Annotated in this window: 15 protein-coding genes; 13 read left to right on the top strand and 2 right to left on the bottom strand. The window is 56.6% G+C overall.

The features are described 5' to 3' along the window. Positions 1-30: 30 nt before the first annotated feature. The 4 genes from GT019_RS06380 to GT019_RS06365 all read left to right on the top strand — a co-directional run bounded on the left by GT019_RS06380 (position 31) and on the right by GT019_RS06365 (position 4,200). Entirely contained in the window at positions 31-441 is a 411-nt protein-coding gene (locus GT019_RS06380) for a MerR family transcriptional regulator (RefSeq protein WP_161741990.1), read from the top strand. 48 nt (positions 442-489) lie between these two features. Beyond that, a complete protein-coding gene (gene glnA, locus GT019_RS06375) occupies positions 490-1,818 on the top strand; it encodes a type I glutamate--ammonia ligase (protein ID WP_161741988.1) in 1,329 nt (442 codons plus the stop codon). 145 nt (positions 1,819-1,963) lie between these two features. Then, positions 1,964-3,318 (top strand): IS1182 family transposase gene (locus GT019_RS06370; RefSeq protein WP_161741840.1). Its coding sequence is split into 2 segments (ribosomal slippage): positions 1,964-2,534 and positions 2,534-3,318, totalling 1,356 coding nucleotides; the frame shifts between segments, so codons are not numbered across the junction. Between the two features lie 300 nt (positions 3,319-3,618). Further along, positions 3,619-4,200: a hypothetical protein gene (locus GT019_RS06365; RefSeq protein WP_161741986.1), complete on the top strand. Its 582-nt coding sequence runs from the start codon at positions 3,619-3,621 to the stop codon at positions 4,198-4,200. A gap of 88 nt (positions 4,201-4,288) precedes the next feature. Here the strand turns inward: GT019_RS06365 and lexA are convergent, their stop codons facing one another. Then, entirely contained in the window at positions 4,289-4,909 is a 621-nt protein-coding gene (gene lexA / locus GT019_RS06360; RefSeq protein ID WP_161741984.1) for a transcriptional repressor LexA, read from the bottom strand. Between the two features lie 115 nt (positions 4,910-5,024). Here lexA and GT019_RS06355 point away from each other — a divergent pair, with 115 nt between their 5' ends. The 5 genes from GT019_RS06355 (at position 5,025) to GT019_RS06335 (ending at position 8,245) form a co-directional block, all read left to right on the top strand. Then, positions 5,025-5,477, top strand: coding sequence for a LysM peptidoglycan-binding domain-containing protein (locus GT019_RS06355; protein WP_161741982.1), 453 nt, complete (start codon positions 5,025-5,027; stop codon positions 5,475-5,477). A 177-nt stretch (positions 5,478-5,654) separates the two neighbouring features. Continuing rightward, positions 5,655-5,852, top strand: coding sequence for a DUF896 domain-containing protein (locus GT019_RS06350; protein ID WP_161741980.1), 198 nt, complete (start codon positions 5,655-5,657; stop codon positions 5,850-5,852). Positions 5,853-5,881: 29 nt separating this feature from the next. Continuing rightward, complete coding sequence (locus GT019_RS06345; RefSeq protein ID WP_161741978.1) at positions 5,882-6,868, top strand: aldo/keto reductase; 987 nt, start codon at positions 5,882-5,884, stop codon at positions 6,866-6,868. Between the two features lie 49 nt (positions 6,869-6,917). Beyond that, positions 6,918-7,436, top strand: a complete 519-nt coding sequence (locus GT019_RS06340; protein WP_161741976.1) for a hypothetical protein — start codon at positions 6,918-6,920, stop codon at positions 7,434-7,436. Between the two features lie 23 nt (positions 7,437-7,459). Then, entirely contained in the window at positions 7,460-8,245 is a 786-nt protein-coding gene (locus GT019_RS06335; RefSeq protein ID WP_161741974.1) for an HAD family hydrolase, read from the top strand. A 359-nt stretch (positions 8,246-8,604) separates the two neighbouring features. On the opposite strand, the gene GT019_RS06330 is transcribed toward GT019_RS06335, so the two are convergent. Beyond that, positions 8,605-9,141: a 1,2-dihydroxy-3-keto-5-methylthiopentene dioxygenase gene (locus GT019_RS06330; protein WP_161741972.1), complete on the bottom strand. Its 537-nt coding sequence runs from the start codon at positions 9,139-9,141 to the stop codon at positions 8,605-8,607. 227 nt (positions 9,142-9,368) lie between these two features. On the opposite strand from GT019_RS06330, the gene metH reads away from it, so the two are divergent. The 4 genes from metH to GT019_RS06310 all read left to right on the top strand — a co-directional run bounded on the left by metH (position 9,369) and on the right by GT019_RS06310 (position 17,487). Then, on the top strand, positions 9,369-12,806 hold the full coding sequence (gene metH, locus GT019_RS06325; protein WP_161741970.1) for a methionine synthase: 3,438 nt from the start codon (positions 9,369-9,371) through the stop codon (positions 12,804-12,806). A 99-nt stretch (positions 12,807-12,905) separates the two neighbouring features. Then, positions 12,906-13,844: a ribonuclease Z gene (gene rnz / locus GT019_RS06320; protein ID WP_161741968.1), complete on the top strand. Its 939-nt coding sequence runs from the start codon at positions 12,906-12,908 to the stop codon at positions 13,842-13,844. A gap of 86 nt (positions 13,845-13,930) precedes the next feature. Further along, positions 13,931-14,905: a metal-dependent hydrolase gene (locus GT019_RS06315; protein ID WP_161741966.1), complete on the top strand. Its 975-nt coding sequence runs from the start codon at positions 13,931-13,933 to the stop codon at positions 14,903-14,905. Positions 14,906-15,237: 332 nt separating this feature from the next. Then, the gene (locus tag GT019_RS06310) at positions 15,238-17,487 is read left to right on the top strand and encodes a DEAD/DEAH box helicase (RefSeq protein WP_407945062.1); all 2,250 of its coding nucleotides are present in this window, start codon (positions 15,238-15,240) and stop codon (positions 17,485-17,487) included. Positions 17,488-17,556: the final 69 nt, after the last annotated feature.

Here is a 17,556-nt window from a genome sequence, read left to right as displayed (position 1 = left end):
ATATATCAGATACTGGAAGGTTGATGCGACATGGGTGACGAAATACGCAGAAATATGGCGCTTTTTCCGATCGGCATCGTAATGAAGCTGACCGACTTGACCGCCCGCCAAATTCGCTACTACGAGCAGCACGAGTTGATCGTACCCGCGCGCACGAGCGGCAACCAGCGATTGTTCTCGTTCAACGACGTGGAGCGTCTGCTGGAGATCAAGTCGCTGATCGAGAAAGGCGTGAATATTGCCGGCATCAAGCAGGTGATGAACCCGGTTTCCAAGGAATCGGAGGATGCCACGGTCGTCAGTGAGCTGTCAGAAGTGAAGAGACGCGAGTTGTCCGACGCACAGCTTCACCGCCTGTTGAAACAGCAGCTGCTTGAGAAGAGACCGGGCAAAGCCTCTTTGATCCAAGGCCAGCTGTCCCGTTTCTATAACAAGAAATAACGACACCGCACGCAATCCTTACACCACCATAACAGAGGAGCTGATTCCGTGAGCTACACCAAAGATGACATCAGACGTATCGCGAAAGAACAAAATGTCCGTTTTATCCGTCTTCAGTTCACCGACTTGCTGGGCACGATCAAAAACGTCGAAATTCCCGTCAGCCAGCTCGAGAAAGCATTGGACAATAAAATGATGTTCGACGGCTCTTCCATCGAAGGATACGTGCGCATCGAAGAATCCGACATGTACCTGTACCCGGATCTGGACACTTGGGTCGTGTTCCCTTGGGTAGCGGAAGATCGCATCGCCCGCCTGATCTGCGATGTATACATGCCGGACGGCACGCCGTTCGCCGGCGACCCGCGCGGTATCCTGAAGCGCGTGCTCAAAGAAGCCGACGAGCTTGGCTTCACGTCCATGAACGTCGGTCCGGAACCGGAATTTTTCCTGTTCAAAACGGACGCCAACGGCAATCCGACGACGGAGCTGAACGATCAAGGCGGTTACTTCGACCTGGCTCCGATGGACCTTGGCGAGAACTGCCGCCGCGAGATCGTGCTGACGCTCGAAGAAATGGGCTTCGAGATCGAAGCTTCCCATCATGAAGTGGCGCCGGGGCAGCACGAGATCGACTTCAAATACGCGGATGCGATCAAAGCGGCCGATCAGATCCAAACGTTCAAGCTGGTCGTCAAAACGATCGCCCGCCAGCATGGCCTTCATGCTTCGTTCATGCCGAAGCCGTTATTCGGCGTCAACGGTTCGGGGATGCACTGCCATCAATCCCTGTTCCGCGGCAGCGAGAACGCTTTCTACGACGAGAGCGACAAGCTCGGCCTGAGTCAGGTCGCGCGTTATTACATGGCCGGCTTGCTGCGCCATGCCCGCGCGTTCGCGGCGATCACGAATCCGACGGTCAACTCGTACAAGCGTCTCGTACCGGGATATGAAGCGCCTGTCTACGTGGCCTGGTCCGCCAGCAACCGCAGCCCGATGATCCGCATACCGGCTTCCCGCGGCCTCAGCACGCGCGTCGAGATGCGTAGCCCGGATCCGGCAGCTAACCCGTACCTCGCATTGGCAGTCATGCTTAAAGCAGGCTTGGACGGCATCCGCAACAAGTTGCCGCTGCCGGCGCCGACGGATCGCAACATCTACGTCATGACCGAGGAAGAGCGGATCGACGAAGGCATTCCGAGCTTGCCGGACGATCTGAAAGAAGCGCTGACCGAGCTGCTTCGCAGCGAAGTCATCTGCGACGCGTTGGGCGATCATGCGCTGGCTCATTTCTACGAGTTGAAAGAAATCGAGTGGGACATGTACCGCACGCAAGTCCACGAGTGGGAGAGAGACCAATACTTGGCGCTCTACTAGAACCTTCAAAACCCTTGGCATGTACATGCCAAGGGTCAGGCTGTCGAGAAAGTCTCGGCAGCCTTCACTTTGTCTATTTAGTTTAGCACGACACCGCGTTAATATGTTATAATATAGATAACATATATGAACGGATGGTGCTGCTATGCTACGGTCGAATAAAGAGAAACAGCAGAATTATGAATTGGTTTCCATTGAAGATTTGGTGCCTGCGGATCACATGCTCCGCAAGATCGATAAGTATATTGATTTCACCTTTATCGATGAAAAGGTTCGCCATCTCTATTCGCAAGACAACGGACGTCCAGCTATCGATCCCCTTGTTCTCTTCAAAATGATCTTTTTAGGTTATTTCTATGGCATTCGTTCCGAACGTCAACTTGAACGCGAAGTTCAGACGAACTTGGCCTACCGCTGGTTTCTAGGACTTGGGTTAACTGACCGAGTACCAGACCACACCACGATCAGTTGGAACCGTCGTACGCGTTTCAAAGATACCTCGGTCTTCCAAGATATTTTCGATGAAATTGTGCTGCAGGCCATCTCGCATCGAATGGTTGGCGGTCGTGTGCTCATTTCCGATTCCACGCACGTGAAAGCCAATGCGAATAAACACAAATTCACTAAAGAGCAGGTTCAGCAGAACACCCGCGACTATTTGGATGAGTTGAACGCCGCTGTCGAGGTTGACCGCAAAGCGCAAGGAAAAAAGCCCTTAAACCACGAGAGGAGGTGAATGAAGACAAAGAAGTGAAGGTCAGCACAACGGACCCGGACAGCGGATATATGTTCCGAGAAGGCAAGCCGGAAGGTTTCTTCTATCTCGATCACCGCACCGTCGATGCAAAGCACAACCTCATTACCGATGTCTTCGTCACCGCAGGCAATGTGCATGATTCCGTGCCGTATCTCTCACGCTTGGACCGCCAACGTAACCGATTTGGTTTTGCAGTAGAAGCCGTTGCCCTTGATTCTGGTTATATGGCAACGCCTATTTGTAAGGGACTTGAAGACCGCAACATCTTCGGCGTCATTGCACACCGCAGATTTCAACCAACACAAGGACTATTCCCCAAGTGGAAGTTCACCTATGATGCAGAGCGGAACGTATACGTATGTCCGCAACAACAAGAGTTGCCCTACCGAACGACAGACCGTGAAGGATACCGGCATTATGCTTCGGATCCGAAACAATGCGCGTCCTGCCCGATGCTGGAGAAGTGTACGCGCTCCCGCAACAAACGAAAAATTGTCACCAGGCACGTCTGGGAGGACAGCAAAGAGCAAGTACGATTAAACCGCCTGAGCAAGTCGGGCAAAAAGCTATACCGAAAACGAAAAGAAACGATTGAGCGAAGCTTCGCGGATGCTAAAGAGCTCCATGGGTTTCGCTATTGCCGTTTGCGGGGGGTGCAGAACGTGATGGAACAGGCGCTTATGACCGCCGCTGTACAGAACATGAAGAAGATTGCCCTCCATCTAGAAAGGAGGGCTTCGTAGGGGGAATTCACCCTACGAAGCCCTAAAATTGAACCGAAATCTAAAAAGAGAAACTCACTGTTTTGAAAAACGTGGGTTTCTCTACAATCTGACCCTTGGCATGTACATGCCAAGGGTTTTTGCGTTTATAGGAACGGGGGATTGATTGCCTTGGAGGTAAGGGCAAGTCTTGGCCGGCATCTGCGACTTGGACTGCCGGCTGCCGGTTACCCTTCGAATCTGCCGCCCTCGGCTCCGCACTCGTTCGCTCGCGCCGGCATATAATGCCATACTAGAAGCTAGCGAAAGGGTGTGGCGGGAATGGCCGGGAAACCGGAAGCCAAGGGCGGGGCGTTTAAGCTGACCGGTCCGATTCTATCCCATGTGGCTGCCATCATGATTCCCTTCTATAAGAAGATCGCGCGCGATCGGAACTATGCGCTGCGATGGTCGAAAGCGGTAAGGCAAGGCGATCTGGACACGCTGATCGCGCTGTTCAAAGCGGTGACGAAGCCGGCTAAGCTGGCTGGCTTTTCCACCAACGGAATCGGGTATTTTATCGATTTCGCGTTTCCGGCGCCGGTTCTTCAATATACGAATGGCACGACCATTCCGCCGGGCTCCACGCAGTTCTCTTTCTCGACGCCGATCCATCGGGCGATCGCCAGAGCCGTTCTTCCGTTCTACAAGGCATTGGCGGGCTCGAAGGCATACGCGGCCGCTCTGGCGGCTGCGGTGAATGCAAAGGATGGCGCGCGCGTGCGCTGCCTCGTTCGACGAAAGGTAACGTCCTGCGCGCTCAAATCGGTCGCGATCCGTTTTTCGGGCGTCGAACTCAATTTCAAATTCAAGAGCAGCCGATTTACGTACCGCAACTTGCTGTTCCGCGAAATCGGATCTTAAGTACCCGAGGCGCAGAGGACGGGAGCGCATGGGAAAGGGGCAGTCATACCGCTTGGAAAGCGGTGTGACTGCCCCTTTAACGTACGAATTAATGAATATCGCGGAAGAGTCCGATGACCTTGCCGAGAATGCTGACGTTGCGCAGGCGAATCGGCTCCATAGTGGAGTTCTCCGGTTGAAGCCGGATATGATCCTTCTCTTTATAGAAGGTCTTGACGGTCGCTTCGTCGTCTTCCGTCATCGCGACCACGATATCGCCGTTGATCGCGCTCTGCTGCTGGCGGACGATGACGTAATCGCCGTCGTGAATGCCTGCTTCGATCATGCTTTCTCCGATAACGCTAAGGATGAAGACGTTATCGTCGCCGACTTTATCGGCTGGAAGCGGAAAATATTCCTCGATATTCTCCGTTGCGGTAATCGGAACGCCGGCGGTGACTTTGCCGACAACCGGTACCTTGGCTATGGCCAACGGGAACGGAATTTCATTGTCGTCCCCGTCCAATATTTCGATCGCGCGGGGCTTGGTCGGGTCGCGGCGGATCAGGCCTTTCTTCTCCAAACGGTCCAGGTGGCCGTGTACGGTCGAGCTGGAAGCAAGTCCGACCGCTTCGCCGATCTCGCGGACGGAAGGCGGATAGCCTTTCTCCCGGACTTCCGTCTTAATGAATTCAAGTATCGCCTGCTGGCGGTTTGAAAGTTTCGACACCGAAATCACTCCAAAGGTTCATTTGTGTAAAATTATAGCACAGAACCGGAGTTCGTACAAACATAAGTTCGAGAAACACAAGTTCGCATTTCCCGGCGAACAAATGTTCTAAATCATGTTGACTGCAAACGGATGTTCGTGTTATTCTGATTTCACAAGAACAGAACAAACGTTTGGGGTGCTGATCATGATGCAAACAATATCGACATACTCGACTGCTTATAATGATAAACCGGTTACTGCGCCAAAGACTCGCGCCGTACGGAAGGAACGGGCAACGGAAAGACTGCTCATCAGATTGGCTGCCGCTTCTCTATTCTTCATGCTCTTGTTCGTCGGATTCTCTTTATTGACCGGGCATGCGGACAGCGAGCAGCCCTCCGTGCCGACGGCATCGGAACAAGTGATCATTGTCGGTTCAGGGGATACGCTATGGGAGATCGCCAGCAGCGTAAGAACGGAAGACGAGGATATTCGCAGAACCGTATACGATCTGCAGAAACGCAACAATTTAAGCTCCAGCGAGCTGAGAGCAGGACAAAGGCTTATCGTCCCTGCCGATCGTTGAGCCGTCATCCGCATATAAATGGAACGAAGACCGAACTCATGCGTTCGGTCTTTTTCTATTTTATCATGAGCTGCCGGACAGCTTGACGAAAGGCCGCTTCGCCTTGACAATGGAGGATTAAAAATGTCAAAGTAAAGGATGTGATGTTGGCCCGAAAGACGAGAGGAGAAACGCGGAATGGAGAAAATCATCGCTCGCATCAACGAGCTTTCGAGAAAGAATAAAACGGTCGGCTTGACGCCGGAAGAGCTGGCGGAGCGAGACGAGCTGCGCCGCATGTACCTGGATAATTTCAAACGGAATTTCCGCAACCAGCTGGATACGATCAAATGGGCGGAAGACGAGGAAGAAAACGGGGGAAGTATCAAGCATTAATCATCTTCTATTCGAGGAGGGGAAACCGAATGCAATATCGGCTATTAGGTCGCAGCGGGCTTGCGGTCTCGGAATTATGTCTCGGCACGATGTCCTTCGGCAACACGACGAAAGAATCGGATTCCATCACGATGACGCACGATTTTCTGGACCGCGGCGGTAATTTCCTGGATACGGCCAACGTGTACGTCCAGGGCAAATCGGAAGAGATCGTGGGCAAAGCGATAAAAGGCCGGCGCAGCGAAGTCGTACTGGCCACGAAAGTGCGGTTCATGACAGGCGAGCATCCGAACAGCGGCGGCGTCTCCCGCAAGCACATCATGGACGCGGCGGAAGCCAGCTTGAAACGGCTGGATACCGACTATATCGATCTGTATCAAGTGCATGTGTGGGATCATGCCACGCCGATCGAAGAAACGCTGCGCGCGCTGGACGATCTCATCTCGGCGGGGAAGGTCCGTTACATAGGCTGCTCCAATTTTTTCGCCTGGCAGTTGATGAAGTCGCTTGCAACGAGCGACCGCGAACGGTACGCGCGGTTCATCTCGATTCAGCCGCAATACAGCCTGGTCAGCCGGGAAATGGATCGCGAGATGCTGTCGCTCTGCTTGGAGGAGAACGTCGGCATCATTCCTTGGGCGCCGCTCGGAGGCGGCTTCCTGACGGGCCGCTATACGCGCGAAGAACCGACCAGCGGACGCTTGACGTCGAAGCTGGGCGAGAGCTCGTGGGCGCTTCGGGCGTCGGATAAAAATTTCGCCGTGCTCGATGCCGTTCGGTCCGCCGCCGCGGAACTGGATAAAACGCCGTCGCAGGTCGCGCTTGCTTGGCTGCTGCAGCGCAAAGGCATTACCTCGCCGATCTTCGGCGCAAGCACGTTGGAGCAGTACCGGGACAACATGGGCGCCATCGGCTGGACCATGCCGGATTCGGTATGGAATGCGCTCGACGAAGCGAGCGCGCTTCCGAGCGAATACCCGAACCGCTTTATCGCCAAGTTCGCTCGGCCGTACTAAGCGGTCGCCAAACCAGAGAATGTTCGAAGATTGCTAAGGGGGATCATCCGTGTCAAGATCGTGGCAGCGTAAAGTACAAAAGAATCAAGAGCAAATCAACAAGCAGCGCAAGAAACACGGACAAGGGCCGCTGATGTCGGCAAAGTCCGGCAAGGCGGCGCTGGATACGTTCAAAGGCCGCAGTTATTTGATGCCGGCGTTCCTGCTGCTTTTCATCCTGTTTTATGTGATCGTGACGATCAATTCCGACGCGTTCAAGCAAGCCGACACGATGTTCTGGGTCACGATTGCCTGTTACGTGGTCCTTGCGTGCTTGTTCCTGCTGCGCAGACCGTACCTGTCGGTCGGAAGCGATTACGTTCGTACCCGTCGTTTCGCCGGCGATCGCAACGTATACGTCAGCAATATCAAAGCGATCAACACGCAGAAAGGCTACATCGTCATCGAGCAGCATAAGGGCGGCAATTGGGTCTTCTCGCGAGTCATGAACCGATATCCGATCGAACCGATGGCGACGCGATTGAAAGCCTTTGCCGAGCAGCACGGAATTCCGTTTACCGAAAAATAACAGAGTGGAGTGCACGAGAAACCATGGCGAAACAAGCAGTTCTGTTCGATTTGGATGATACGCTGCTGTGGGACGACCGCAGCGTGCAGGAGGCGTTCGACGCGACCTGCGAAGCGGCTGCAGCCCAGACGGGCGTGAATGCAAAAGCATTGGAGGAGGCGGTGCGGCGCGAAGCCCGCGCCCTCTACGAATCCTACGAGACGTACCCGTTCACGAAGATGATCGGCATCAACCCGTTCGAAGGATTGTGGGCGAATTTCCTGGAAGGCGAGCAAGCGGAGTTCCGCCAGCTTCAGCAGCTGGCGCCGGAGTATCGGAAGGAAGCGTGGACGCGCGGCCTGAATGCGCTCGGCATCGACGACGAAGCGCTCGGCGCCCAGCTGGCGGAACGGTTTCCGGCCGAACGCCGGAAACGGCCGTACGTCTACGAAGAGACGTTCGCCGTCCTGGATAAATTGAAAGGCAGCTACAAGCTGCTGCTGCTTACGAACGGTTCCCCCGATCTGCAGCGCGAGAAGCTGGCGGGCGTGCCGAACATCGCGCCTTACTTCGATCACATCATCATTTCGGGCGAATTCGGCAAAGGAAAACCGTCCCCGGACATTTTCCGCCACGCGCTCGAACGTCTCGGCATCGAACCGGAACACGGCATCATGGTCGGAGACAAGCTGACGACCGATATTCTCGGCGCGAATACCATCGGCATGTCGTCCGTATGGATCAACCGCCACGGCATGACGCGCACGGATGAAATCATTCCTACCCATGAAATCAAGCATCTGGAAGAACTGCTGCCGCTGCTGCTCTAAGCAGCACTGCGAGGGGGCAGGCGGCAAGCAAATTCCGAAATCGCTTGGTTCACCGCCTTCAATCGCCATCGAAAAGCGCAGGGACTTTGTACGCAATTTCTTAATGGAGCTTTTGTCATCAAACAAAGAAAAAGGAGACCAATCCGCGGAAAGGTCTCCTTTTTCTTTGTTTTCTTTTAGAGAGCGAAATGCATCGCGAATAAATAGTGACCGGAGGTCGGTATGGAGTTGAAGCAGCGTCAGCGGTCGCCTTTGTAGTCTGATTTCAACCGCTAATCTTATACATAATCAAAGAAATCAGAACTACAACAGCGATCGCAGACCCATACCGACCGCAGGTCACTCCCTTCGAAATGCTTTTAAGCGAACGTCGGATCTTCGATATTGTTCGCGATCCAGCCGTCCTTCTCGATGAACAGGCGAACGGCGATGATCTCGCGGTTGTCCATCAGCGTGAAGAAATGCGCTTTGTTCTCCGGAACGGAGATCACGTCGCCGGGTTCGAGCTCGACGTCGAAGTAGCCGGTGTTCTCGTCGCCTTTGATGATGAAGATGCCGCGTCCGGAAACGATGCCGCGGATTTCGTCCTCGGTATGCGTGTGGATTTGCTCGAATTTCTTCAACAGCTCTTCGATGTTCGGCGTTGCGTCCGACAAGGAGATGACATCCCAGATCTGATAACCGCGGCGAGCGGCCAGGTCGCGGATCTCGGAATCGAACGTGGAAAGGATCGTCGCTTTCTCTTCGTCGCTCAGCACGAATTTGTTATGAAGTTCGGCAGGAAGCTTGGAAGCGTCCCAATGTTCGTACAAGACCTCTTGTTTGTCCAAAAACGCGCGGACGTTCTCTTCGCCGCTGATGCGTTCGTTCGTGCTGCGTACACGGATCTCTGCCATGCGAATCCCTCGTTTCAAATGATAATCGTATTTCCGATAAGAATAATTATAAAACATATTGGTAGCCCTGTCGACCGAGTCGAGGCCGCATGGGAAAACGGGCGTTCATGCCTTTTCACAAGGTTGGAATTCTGGTAGAGTATAGGGAAATGACTTTTTGTCGAACCGTGGGGCAAGCCCTGCTTCAGGTCGGCGATGAGCGGCAGCTTCGGAAGGGAAGTGCATCAATGACGAAACCGACGATACAGGACATGCTGGCGAAACGCATCCTCATTCTGGACGGCGCGATGGGCACGATGATTCAGCAGCGCGATCTGGGTCCGGCCGACTTCGGCGGCGAAGAGCTGGAGGGCTGCAACGAGATGCTCGTGCTGACCCGTCCGGATGTCATCCGCGACATCCATGAGGAATATTTGGCCGCGGGCGCGGATATTCTCGAGACGAATACATTTGGCGCGACAGGCGTCGTGCTGGCGGAATACGACATTCCGGAGAAAGCGCGGGAGATCAACCTGGCCGCGGCGAAGCTCGCGCGCGAGGCGGCGGATAAATATTCGACGCCGGACAAGCCGCGATTCGTAGCGGGCGCGCTCGGACCGACGACCAAGACGTTGTCCGTCACGGGCGGCGTGACGTTCGACCAACTGGTGGACGACTATTATGAACAAGCCTTGGCCTTGATCGAAGGCGGCGTGGACGCGATGCTGCTGGAGACGTCGCAGGATACGTTGAACGTCAAGGCCGGCACGATCGGCATTCACAAAGCCTACGAGGCGACCGGCACCGCGCTGCCGTTGATGATTTCCGGCACGATCGAGCCGATGGGCACGACGCTGGCCGGCCAAAACATCGAATCGTTCTATATCTCGCTTGAGCATATGAACCCGATTTCCATCGGCTTGAACTGCGCCACCGGTCCGGAATTCATGCGCGACCACATCCGGTCGCTCTCCGAAATCGCGCGTACCGCGGTCAGCTGCTACCCCAATGCAGGTCTCCCGGACGAGAACGGAAACTATCACGAGTCGCCGGCGTCGCTGGCGAAGAAGATCGCGGATTTCGCCGAGCACGGCTGGCTGAACATCGCCGGCGGCTGCTGCGGAACGACACCCGACCATATTCGCGCGCTGGCCGAGACGCTGGCTGACTATGCGCCGCGGAGGCAGTACGGCGATCATCCGCCGGCGGTGTCCGGAATCGAGACGGTGTTCATCGAAGAGGATAACCGGCCGATCATGATCGGGGAACGGACCAACATTTCCGGCTCGCGCAAATTCAAGCGCCTGATCAAGGAAGAGAAATTCGACGAGGCATCGGAGATCGCCCGCGCCCAGGTGAAGGGCGGCGCGCATGTCATCGACATCAACCTGCAAGACACCGACATCGACGAGTCCTACGCGGTGCACCGGTTTCTGCCGGAAGTCGTGAAGAAAATCAAGGTGCCGCTCATGCTCGATTCGACTTACGACCACATCATCGAGCTGGGGCTCAAATACTCGCAAGGCAAAGCGATCATCAACTCCATCAACCTGGAGGACGGCGAAACGAAGTTCGAGAAGATTCTCCCGCTCATCCACCGCTACGGCGCGGCGGTCGTGTGCATCCTGATCGACGAGCGCGGACAAGCGGTCTCGCGCGAAGCCAAGATGGAAGTGGCCACGCGTTCGTACGAGCTCCTCACGGGGAAGTACGGCATGCAGCCGGAGGACATCATTTTCGATCCGAACATGTTCCCGGTCGGCTCCGGCGATCCGCAGTACATCGGCTCCGCCGTGGAGACGATCGAAGGGATCAAGATGATCAAAGCCAAATACCCGCGGGCCAAGACGATTCTCGGCCTAAGCAACATCTCGTTCGGTCTGCCGGACGCGGGCCGCGAGGTGCTGAACTCGGTCTACCTGTATCACACGACCAAGGCCGGCCTCGACTACGCGATCGTCAATACGGAGAAGCTGGAGCGGTACGCGTCGATTCCGGAAGAAGAACGCCGCTTGGCGGAAGAACTGATCTACAATACGAACGACGATACGCTCGCCGCTTTCGTGGCCGCCTTCCGCGAGAAGAAGGTCGTGAAGAAGGAGAAGATCTCGACGTTGACGCTGGAGGAGCGGCTCGCTTCCTACGTCGTGGAAGGCACGAAGGAAGGACTCTATCCGGATCTTGACCTTGCCATGGCGAAGTACCCGCCGCTCGACATCATCAACGGCGCGCTCATGCGGGGCATGGAAGAGGTCGGCCGGCTGTTCAACAACAACGAGCTGATCGTCGCGGAAGTGCTGCAGAGCGCCGAGGTCATGAAGGCCTCCGTCACCTACCTCGAGCCGCATATGGAGAAGACGGAATCCGCGGTCAAAGGGAAGATCATCCTCGCGACCGTCAAGGGCGACGTGCACGATATCGGCAAGAATCTGGTCGAGATCATCCTGTCGAACAACGGGTACAAGATCATCAACCTCGGCATCAAGGTTCCGCCCGAGCAGCTGATCGAAGCCTATCGCAAGGAGCCGGTCGACGCGATCGGTCTGTCCGGCCTGCTCGTCAAGTCGGCGCAGCAGATGGTCGTGACGGCGCAGGATTTGCGCAATGCCGGCATCGATGCGCCGATTCTGGTCGGCGGCGCGGCGCTGACGCGGAAATTCACCAAGACGCGGATCGGCCCGGAATACGACGGCCTCGTGCTGTACGCCAAGGACGCGATGGACGGATTGGATATCGCGAACAAGCTTATGAATACCGATCAGCGCCGGATCTACGAGGATGAAATGGCGGCGTTCAAGGCATCCGGCGGCCTGGAAGAAGAAGTGAAGAAGCCGCTGCCGGAATTGACCCGCGCGGTGAAATCGACCATTTCGCCGGATGCGCCGGTCTATATCCCGCCGGATCTGGAGCGCCATGTCCTGCGTAACGTGCCGATCCCGCATATCGTGCCTTACGTCAACATGCAGATGCTGCTCGGTCATCACCTTGGCCTCAAGGGCAACGTCGATCAACTGCTCAAGGAAGGCAACGAGAAGGCGGTCAATCTGAAGGAGACGGTCGACACCTTGCTGGACGAGGCGGCGAAAGGGCTGCTTCAGGCGCATGGGATGTACCGTTTCTTCCCGGCGCAGTCCTCGGGCAACGACATCATCGTGTACGATCCGCAGCAGCCGGGCGTGGAGATCAAGCGCTTCACGTTCCCGAGGCAGCAGGTGGAGCCGTACCTGTGCCTGGCGGATTTCCTCAAGTCCGTGGAGAGCGGCGTCATGGATTATGTCGGCTTCCTCGTCGTCACGGCCGGCGAGGGCGTGCGCGAGAAAGCGAGCGAGCTGAAGGATAACGGCGATTATCTGCGTTCCCATGCGCTGCAATCGGTGGCGCTCGAGGTCGCGGAAGCAATGGCCGAGCGCGTTCACCACCTGATGCGCGACACGTGGGGCTTCCCGGATCCGCCGGAGATGACGATGAAGCAGCGCCACGGCGCGCGTTATCAAGGCATTCGCGTATCGTTCGGCTACCCGGCGTGTCCGAACCTGGAAGACCAGGAACCGCTGTTCGAGCTCATGCGTCCCGAGGACATCGGCGTGCAGCTGACGGAAGGTTTTATGATGGAGCCGGAGGCGTCCGTATCCGCGATGGTCTTCGCGCATCCCGAAGCGCAATATTTTAACGTCGAGAAAGTATAAGCCGAATGACGGCGTACCCTCCGGAGCATGGTATGAACCCTGCCTTCCGGAGGGTATTTTATAAGAATGGGTAATGGCGGAAGAAATGGAGGGAACAGCTTGCAGCTAACGTTTCTCGGTACCAGCGCGGGGAGGCCGACCCGAACGCGCAACGTCACGTCGATCGCCCTGTCGCTGCCGGAGCCGCAATGCGGCTTCTGGTTGTTCGACGTCGGAGAGGGCACGCAGCACCGCATGCTCGGCAGCCGTTTCAAATTGAACAAGCTGGAACGGATCTTCGTCACGCATCTGCATGGCGATCATATTTACGGCTTGCCCGGCTTGCTCAGCAGCCGCGGGTATTTCGAAGGCGCGGGTCCGCTGACCATTTACGGTCCGTCCGGGCTGCGCCGGTATTTGGCCGGTATCTTCGAGCTGACCGGGGTTCATTTGGGCTATGAATTGAACGTCGTCGAGATCGCCGAAGGCGAGGTTGTCGCGGACGACCGTTACGTCGTCGAAGCGGCCGAGCTGCAGCATCGCTTGCCTTGCTTCGGCTACAGGATCACGGAACGCCCGCAGCCGGGGCCATTGAATCTGAAGCGGCTCGGCGAGCTGGGCGTGCCGGCAGGGCCGCTCTACGGCAAGCTGAAGCGCGGGGAGGATATTACGCTGGAATGCGGCCGCAGCATCGCCGCTTCGGACGTCGCCGGAACCCCGCAGCCGGGCCGCGTCGTGACGATTCTCGGCGATACGCGACCCTGCGACAATGCGGTAAGGCTTGCCATGAACGCCGATCTGCTCGTGCACGAGGCCACGTTTGCCGGTGGACTCGAGGAGAAGGCGGCCGCCTACGGCCACTCGACGTTCACGCAAGCCGCCGAGATCGCCCGGGATGCCGGAGCGAAACGGCTGGTGGTCACGCACTTCAGCTCCCGATACGACGACGAGGCCGTGGCGGAGCTGGCGAACGGGGTGAAGGACATTTTCGCGGAGATCGAGCCCGCCGTCGAGATGACCGATATTCTCATCCCGAGGCCGCCCCTTACAAATTCGTAAAAATTCGCAAACGCTCCCTTGACAGTCCGCTGATACGATGTTGCCGAAGACCGACGACGATACAGCAGACGAAGGGACGATGATGCATGGATACCGGAAGTCATCTCTTGTTTGGCGTTACGCTTGCAGGCTTGGCCATTGCGAATCCCGTCGTTGCGGCTCATCCGGAGCTGCAGCATGCCGTGCTCGCGGCGACGTTGATCGGCAGCCACGCTCCGGATTTCGACTCCGTCATGCGGCTGCGCGGGCCTTCCGCGTACATTAGGCATCACCGGGGCTTGACGCATTCTCTGCCCGCGCCGTTTCTATGGGCTCCGCTGCTCGGACTGCCCATCGCGTGGTTGTTCGGAGCGCAAGCATGGAGCGGGACCGTCGTCCTGTGGACCTTGATCGCGGTTTGTTTTCATATCGTCCTGGACTTGTTCAACGCGTACGGCGTGCAATGCTTAAGGCCGTTCACGCAAAAATGGCTGCACCTCGACGTGCTTAGCCTATTCGATCCGTATCTGTTCGCGGCGCACGGGACGGCGGCTATGCTATGGCTGTTCGGCTACCCGCATGCCGTGCTCGTATTCCGGCTCGTCTACGGGTTAACTGCCGTTTATCTGGCCTGGCGGCTCGCGGTGTACCGAAGCGTCATCGGCAAGCTAAGCGCGAAATACCAACTGGAAGACACGCGGATCACGATGCTCCCGACGCTGCTCGGCGCATCCTGGCAGTTCGTGGCTGACCTTGGCGACGAATATCTGACCGGTTACTACCGGAACGGCCGGGTGAACGAGGTCGCCTGCCTCTCGAAAGCGAAGCCGGAAAACCTCGCGGACGCGGCGAAAGCGACGATGGGCGCCGACGGCGTGCGCGCGTTCCACCATTTCTCGAACCGCATCCACGTGAAAGTGCAGGAGAAGGTCGACGGGTACCTGGTGACGTGGAGCGACGTCCGGTTCTGGCATCACCACGGCATGCCGTTCAGCGCGGCCGTCACGCTGGACCGCAACATGAACGTGCTCAGCGAACACATCGGCTGGAACAAGAAATCATGGCAGCCGCCTTTCGTGTGATCATAGCCATTGCATAAAGCAGATTCTAATTTAAAGCCCTTGGAAGGTTTGCTGGAACTTGACCGGCATCCGTTGAATAGTTGTTCAACGCTGCCGCATGCTTCGGCCCTTCCGAGGGCTTTTTCGCGTTTTCCGGCAGGTCGGCCCTCCCGAGTGCCTTTTGCCTTTCCGGCAGGCGCCGGCTGCCGAGAACGGCATTTATTTGCCAAATCGGTCATCTGCTCGACCTGTCTAGGCGCTTCGAATCCGTCGATTCATACCTGATTCTACTTCTCCCTAGTCAAGCGAACAGATATTCGCTAAAATGGTGCATATAAAGAGGTGAGCCCTTCATGCTGAACAGGAAAACGTTGCCAGAACTGATCGAAGAATTGCGCGACAACGACAATGTCATCAACTGGCATGAAATAGAACCGCAAGAAGCGAAAGCGAGACCGATCCCCGACAGCGTGGATGACCGCATTCGGGACGCGTTGGTCCGGCGAGGCATCCAAGAGCTGTATACGCATCAGCATTCCGCGTACGAAGCGGTAAACAAAGGCGAAAATATCGTCGCCGTCACGCCTACCGCGTCCGGCAAGACGATGTGCTACAACTTGCCTGTGCTGCAGGCCATCGCGACGGACGAGACGAGCCGCGCGCTCTACATCTTCCCGACGAAAGCGCTGGCCCAAGACCAGAAAAGCGAATTGAACGAGATCATCGCCGAGATGGGCGTCGATATCAAAAGCTACACCTACGACGGCGACACGTCGCCGACGATCCGGCAGGCCGTGCGCAAAGCGGGCCACATCGTCATCACGAACCCGGACATGCTCCATTCGGCGATTTTGCCGCATCATACCAAATGGGTGAGCTTGTTCGAGAATTTGAAATTCATCGTCGTCGACGAGCTGCATACTTACCGCGGAGTTTTCGGCAGCCATGTCGCGAACGTCATTCGCCGTCTGAAGCGCATCTGCAAATTCTACGGCAGCGATCCCGTCTTCATCTGCACGTCGGCGACGATCGCGAATCCGAAGGAGCTGGCCGAGCGGCTGACGGGCAATCCGATGCGCTTGATCGACGATAACGGCGCGCCGCGCGGCCGAAAGCATTTCGTCTTCTATAACCCGCCGATCGTCAATCAGCCGCTCAACATCCGGAAAAGCGCGACCGTCGAGGTCAACCGGCTGGCGCGCGATTTTCTGCGAAACAAGATCCAAACGATCGTATTCGCCCGCAGCCGGGTGCGCGTGGAGCTGATCTTAAGCCATATTCAAGAGCTCGTTCGCAACGAATTGGGCTCGAAATCGATTCGCGGCTACCGGGGAGGCTATCTGCCGAAGCAGCGGCGCGAGATCGAGAAGGGGCTTCGGGACGGCGACATTCTCGGCGTCGTCAGCACGAACGCGCTCGAGCTCGGCGTCGATATCGGGCAATTGCAGGTGTGCATCATGACCGGCTACCCCGGAAGCATCGCCAGTACGTGGCAGCAGGCGGGGCGGGCAGGACGCAGGCACGGCGAAGCGCTGATCGTCATGGTTGCCGGCTCGACGCCGATCGACCAATACATCGTTCAAAATCCCGACTACTTTTTCGATCGCACCCCGGAGTACGCGCGGATCAACCCGGAAAACCTGCTCATTCTCGTCGATCATTTGAAATGCGCGGCTTACGAGCTGCCGTTCAAGGAAACGGAAGCGTTCGGACCGCTGGACGTGAAGGACATCATGGAATACTTGGTGGAGGAACGGGTGCTGAACCGCAACAAGGATACGTACTATTGGGCGAATCTGGCCTTCCCGGCAAGCAACGTCAGTTTGCGGTCCGCCTCCCAGGAGAACGTCGTCATCATCGACCAATCCGTTACGGGCGACGTGAAGATCATCGGGGAGATGGACCGGTTCAGCGCGATGACGCTGCTGCACGACGAAGCGATTTATTTGCACCAGGGCGTCCAATTCCAAGTCGAGAAGCTGGATTGGGACCATCGGAAGGCGTACGTGCGCGAAGTGGACGTCGAGTACTACACGGATGCGAACCTGGCCGTACATACGAAAGTGCTCGAGATCGACAGGACCAGCGCCCGGAAGATGGGAACGATCCGTTATGGCGATGTCAGCGTAACCGCAATTCCGACCATTTACAAAAAAATCCGTTTATCGACGGGGGAAAATATCGGCTCGAGTCCGATCCATCTCCCGGAGCAAGAGCTGCACACGAGCGCGGCCTGGCTGGAAATTAGCGAAGCCGACCCGCAGCTGGGGACGAAGACGCTGGAACAGCTGCTGCTTGGCATCGCGAACGTGTTCAACCATATCGTGCCGGTGCTCGTCATGTGCGATCGCAGCGACGTTCATGTCGTGTCGCAAATCAAAGCCGACCATACCGGGCTGCCCACGATCTTCATTTACGACCATTACCCGGGCGGTATCGGGCTTGCCGACGACGTGTACAAACGATTCGACGAGGTCAAAGCCGCCGCGATCGACTTGATTCGGAAATGCCCGTGCGAGGACGGCTGCCCGTCGTGCATCAGTTCGGAGATCGAAGGCATGAACGCGAAGCAGAAGAGCCTTCAGCTATTGGAGGGGTTATAAGATGAATGGTTTCGGATCCAATGTAACGAATGAACGGGCTCTTAACCCGTCCACGCAAGCGGTCATCGA

The organism is Paenibacillus glycinis, assembly GCF_009909185.1.
Lineage (GTDB): Bacteria > Bacillota > Bacilli > Paenibacillales > Paenibacillaceae > Paenibacillus_Z > Paenibacillus_Z glycinis.
Note: the sequence above shows the minus strand (reverse complement) of the source record. Positions and strands in the feature narration are given on the sequence as shown.

What these genes read in the sequence shown, in the direction of transcription:
- GT019_RS06380 (WP_161741990.1), top strand. Translation starts at nt 31, where the DNA reads ATGGGTGACGAAATACGCAGAAATATGGCGCTTTTTCCGATCGGCATC.
- GT019_RS06365 (WP_161741986.1), top strand. Translation starts at nt 3,619, where the DNA reads ATGGCCGGGAAACCGGAAGCCAAGGGCGGGGCGTTTAAGCTGACCGGT.
- GT019_RS06355 (WP_161741982.1), top strand. Translation starts at nt 5,025, where the DNA reads ATGTTGACTGCAAACGGATGTTCGTGTTATTCTGATTTCACAAGAACA.
- GT019_RS06350 (WP_161741980.1), top strand. Translation starts at nt 5,655, where the DNA reads ATGGAGAAAATCATCGCTCGCATCAACGAGCTTTCGAGAAAGAATAAA.
- GT019_RS06345 (WP_161741978.1), top strand. Translation starts at nt 5,882, where the DNA reads ATGCAATATCGGCTATTAGGTCGCAGCGGGCTTGCGGTCTCGGAATTA.
- GT019_RS06335 (WP_161741974.1), top strand. Translation starts at nt 7,460, where the DNA reads ATGGCGAAACAAGCAGTTCTGTTCGATTTGGATGATACGCTGCTGTGG.
- GT019_RS06330 (WP_161741972.1), bottom strand. Translation starts at nt 9,141, where the DNA reads ATGGCAGAGATCCGTGTACGCAGCACGAACGAACGCATCAGCGGCGAA.
- metH (WP_161741970.1), top strand. Translation starts at nt 9,369, where the DNA reads ATGACGAAACCGACGATACAGGACATGCTGGCGAAACGCATCCTCATT.
- GT019_RS06315 (WP_161741966.1), top strand. Translation starts at nt 13,931, where the DNA reads ATGGATACCGGAAGTCATCTCTTGTTTGGCGTTACGCTTGCAGGCTTG.
- GT019_RS06310 (WP_407945062.1), top strand. Translation starts at nt 15,238, where the DNA reads ATGCTGAACAGGAAAACGTTGCCAGAACTGATCGAAGAATTGCGCGAC.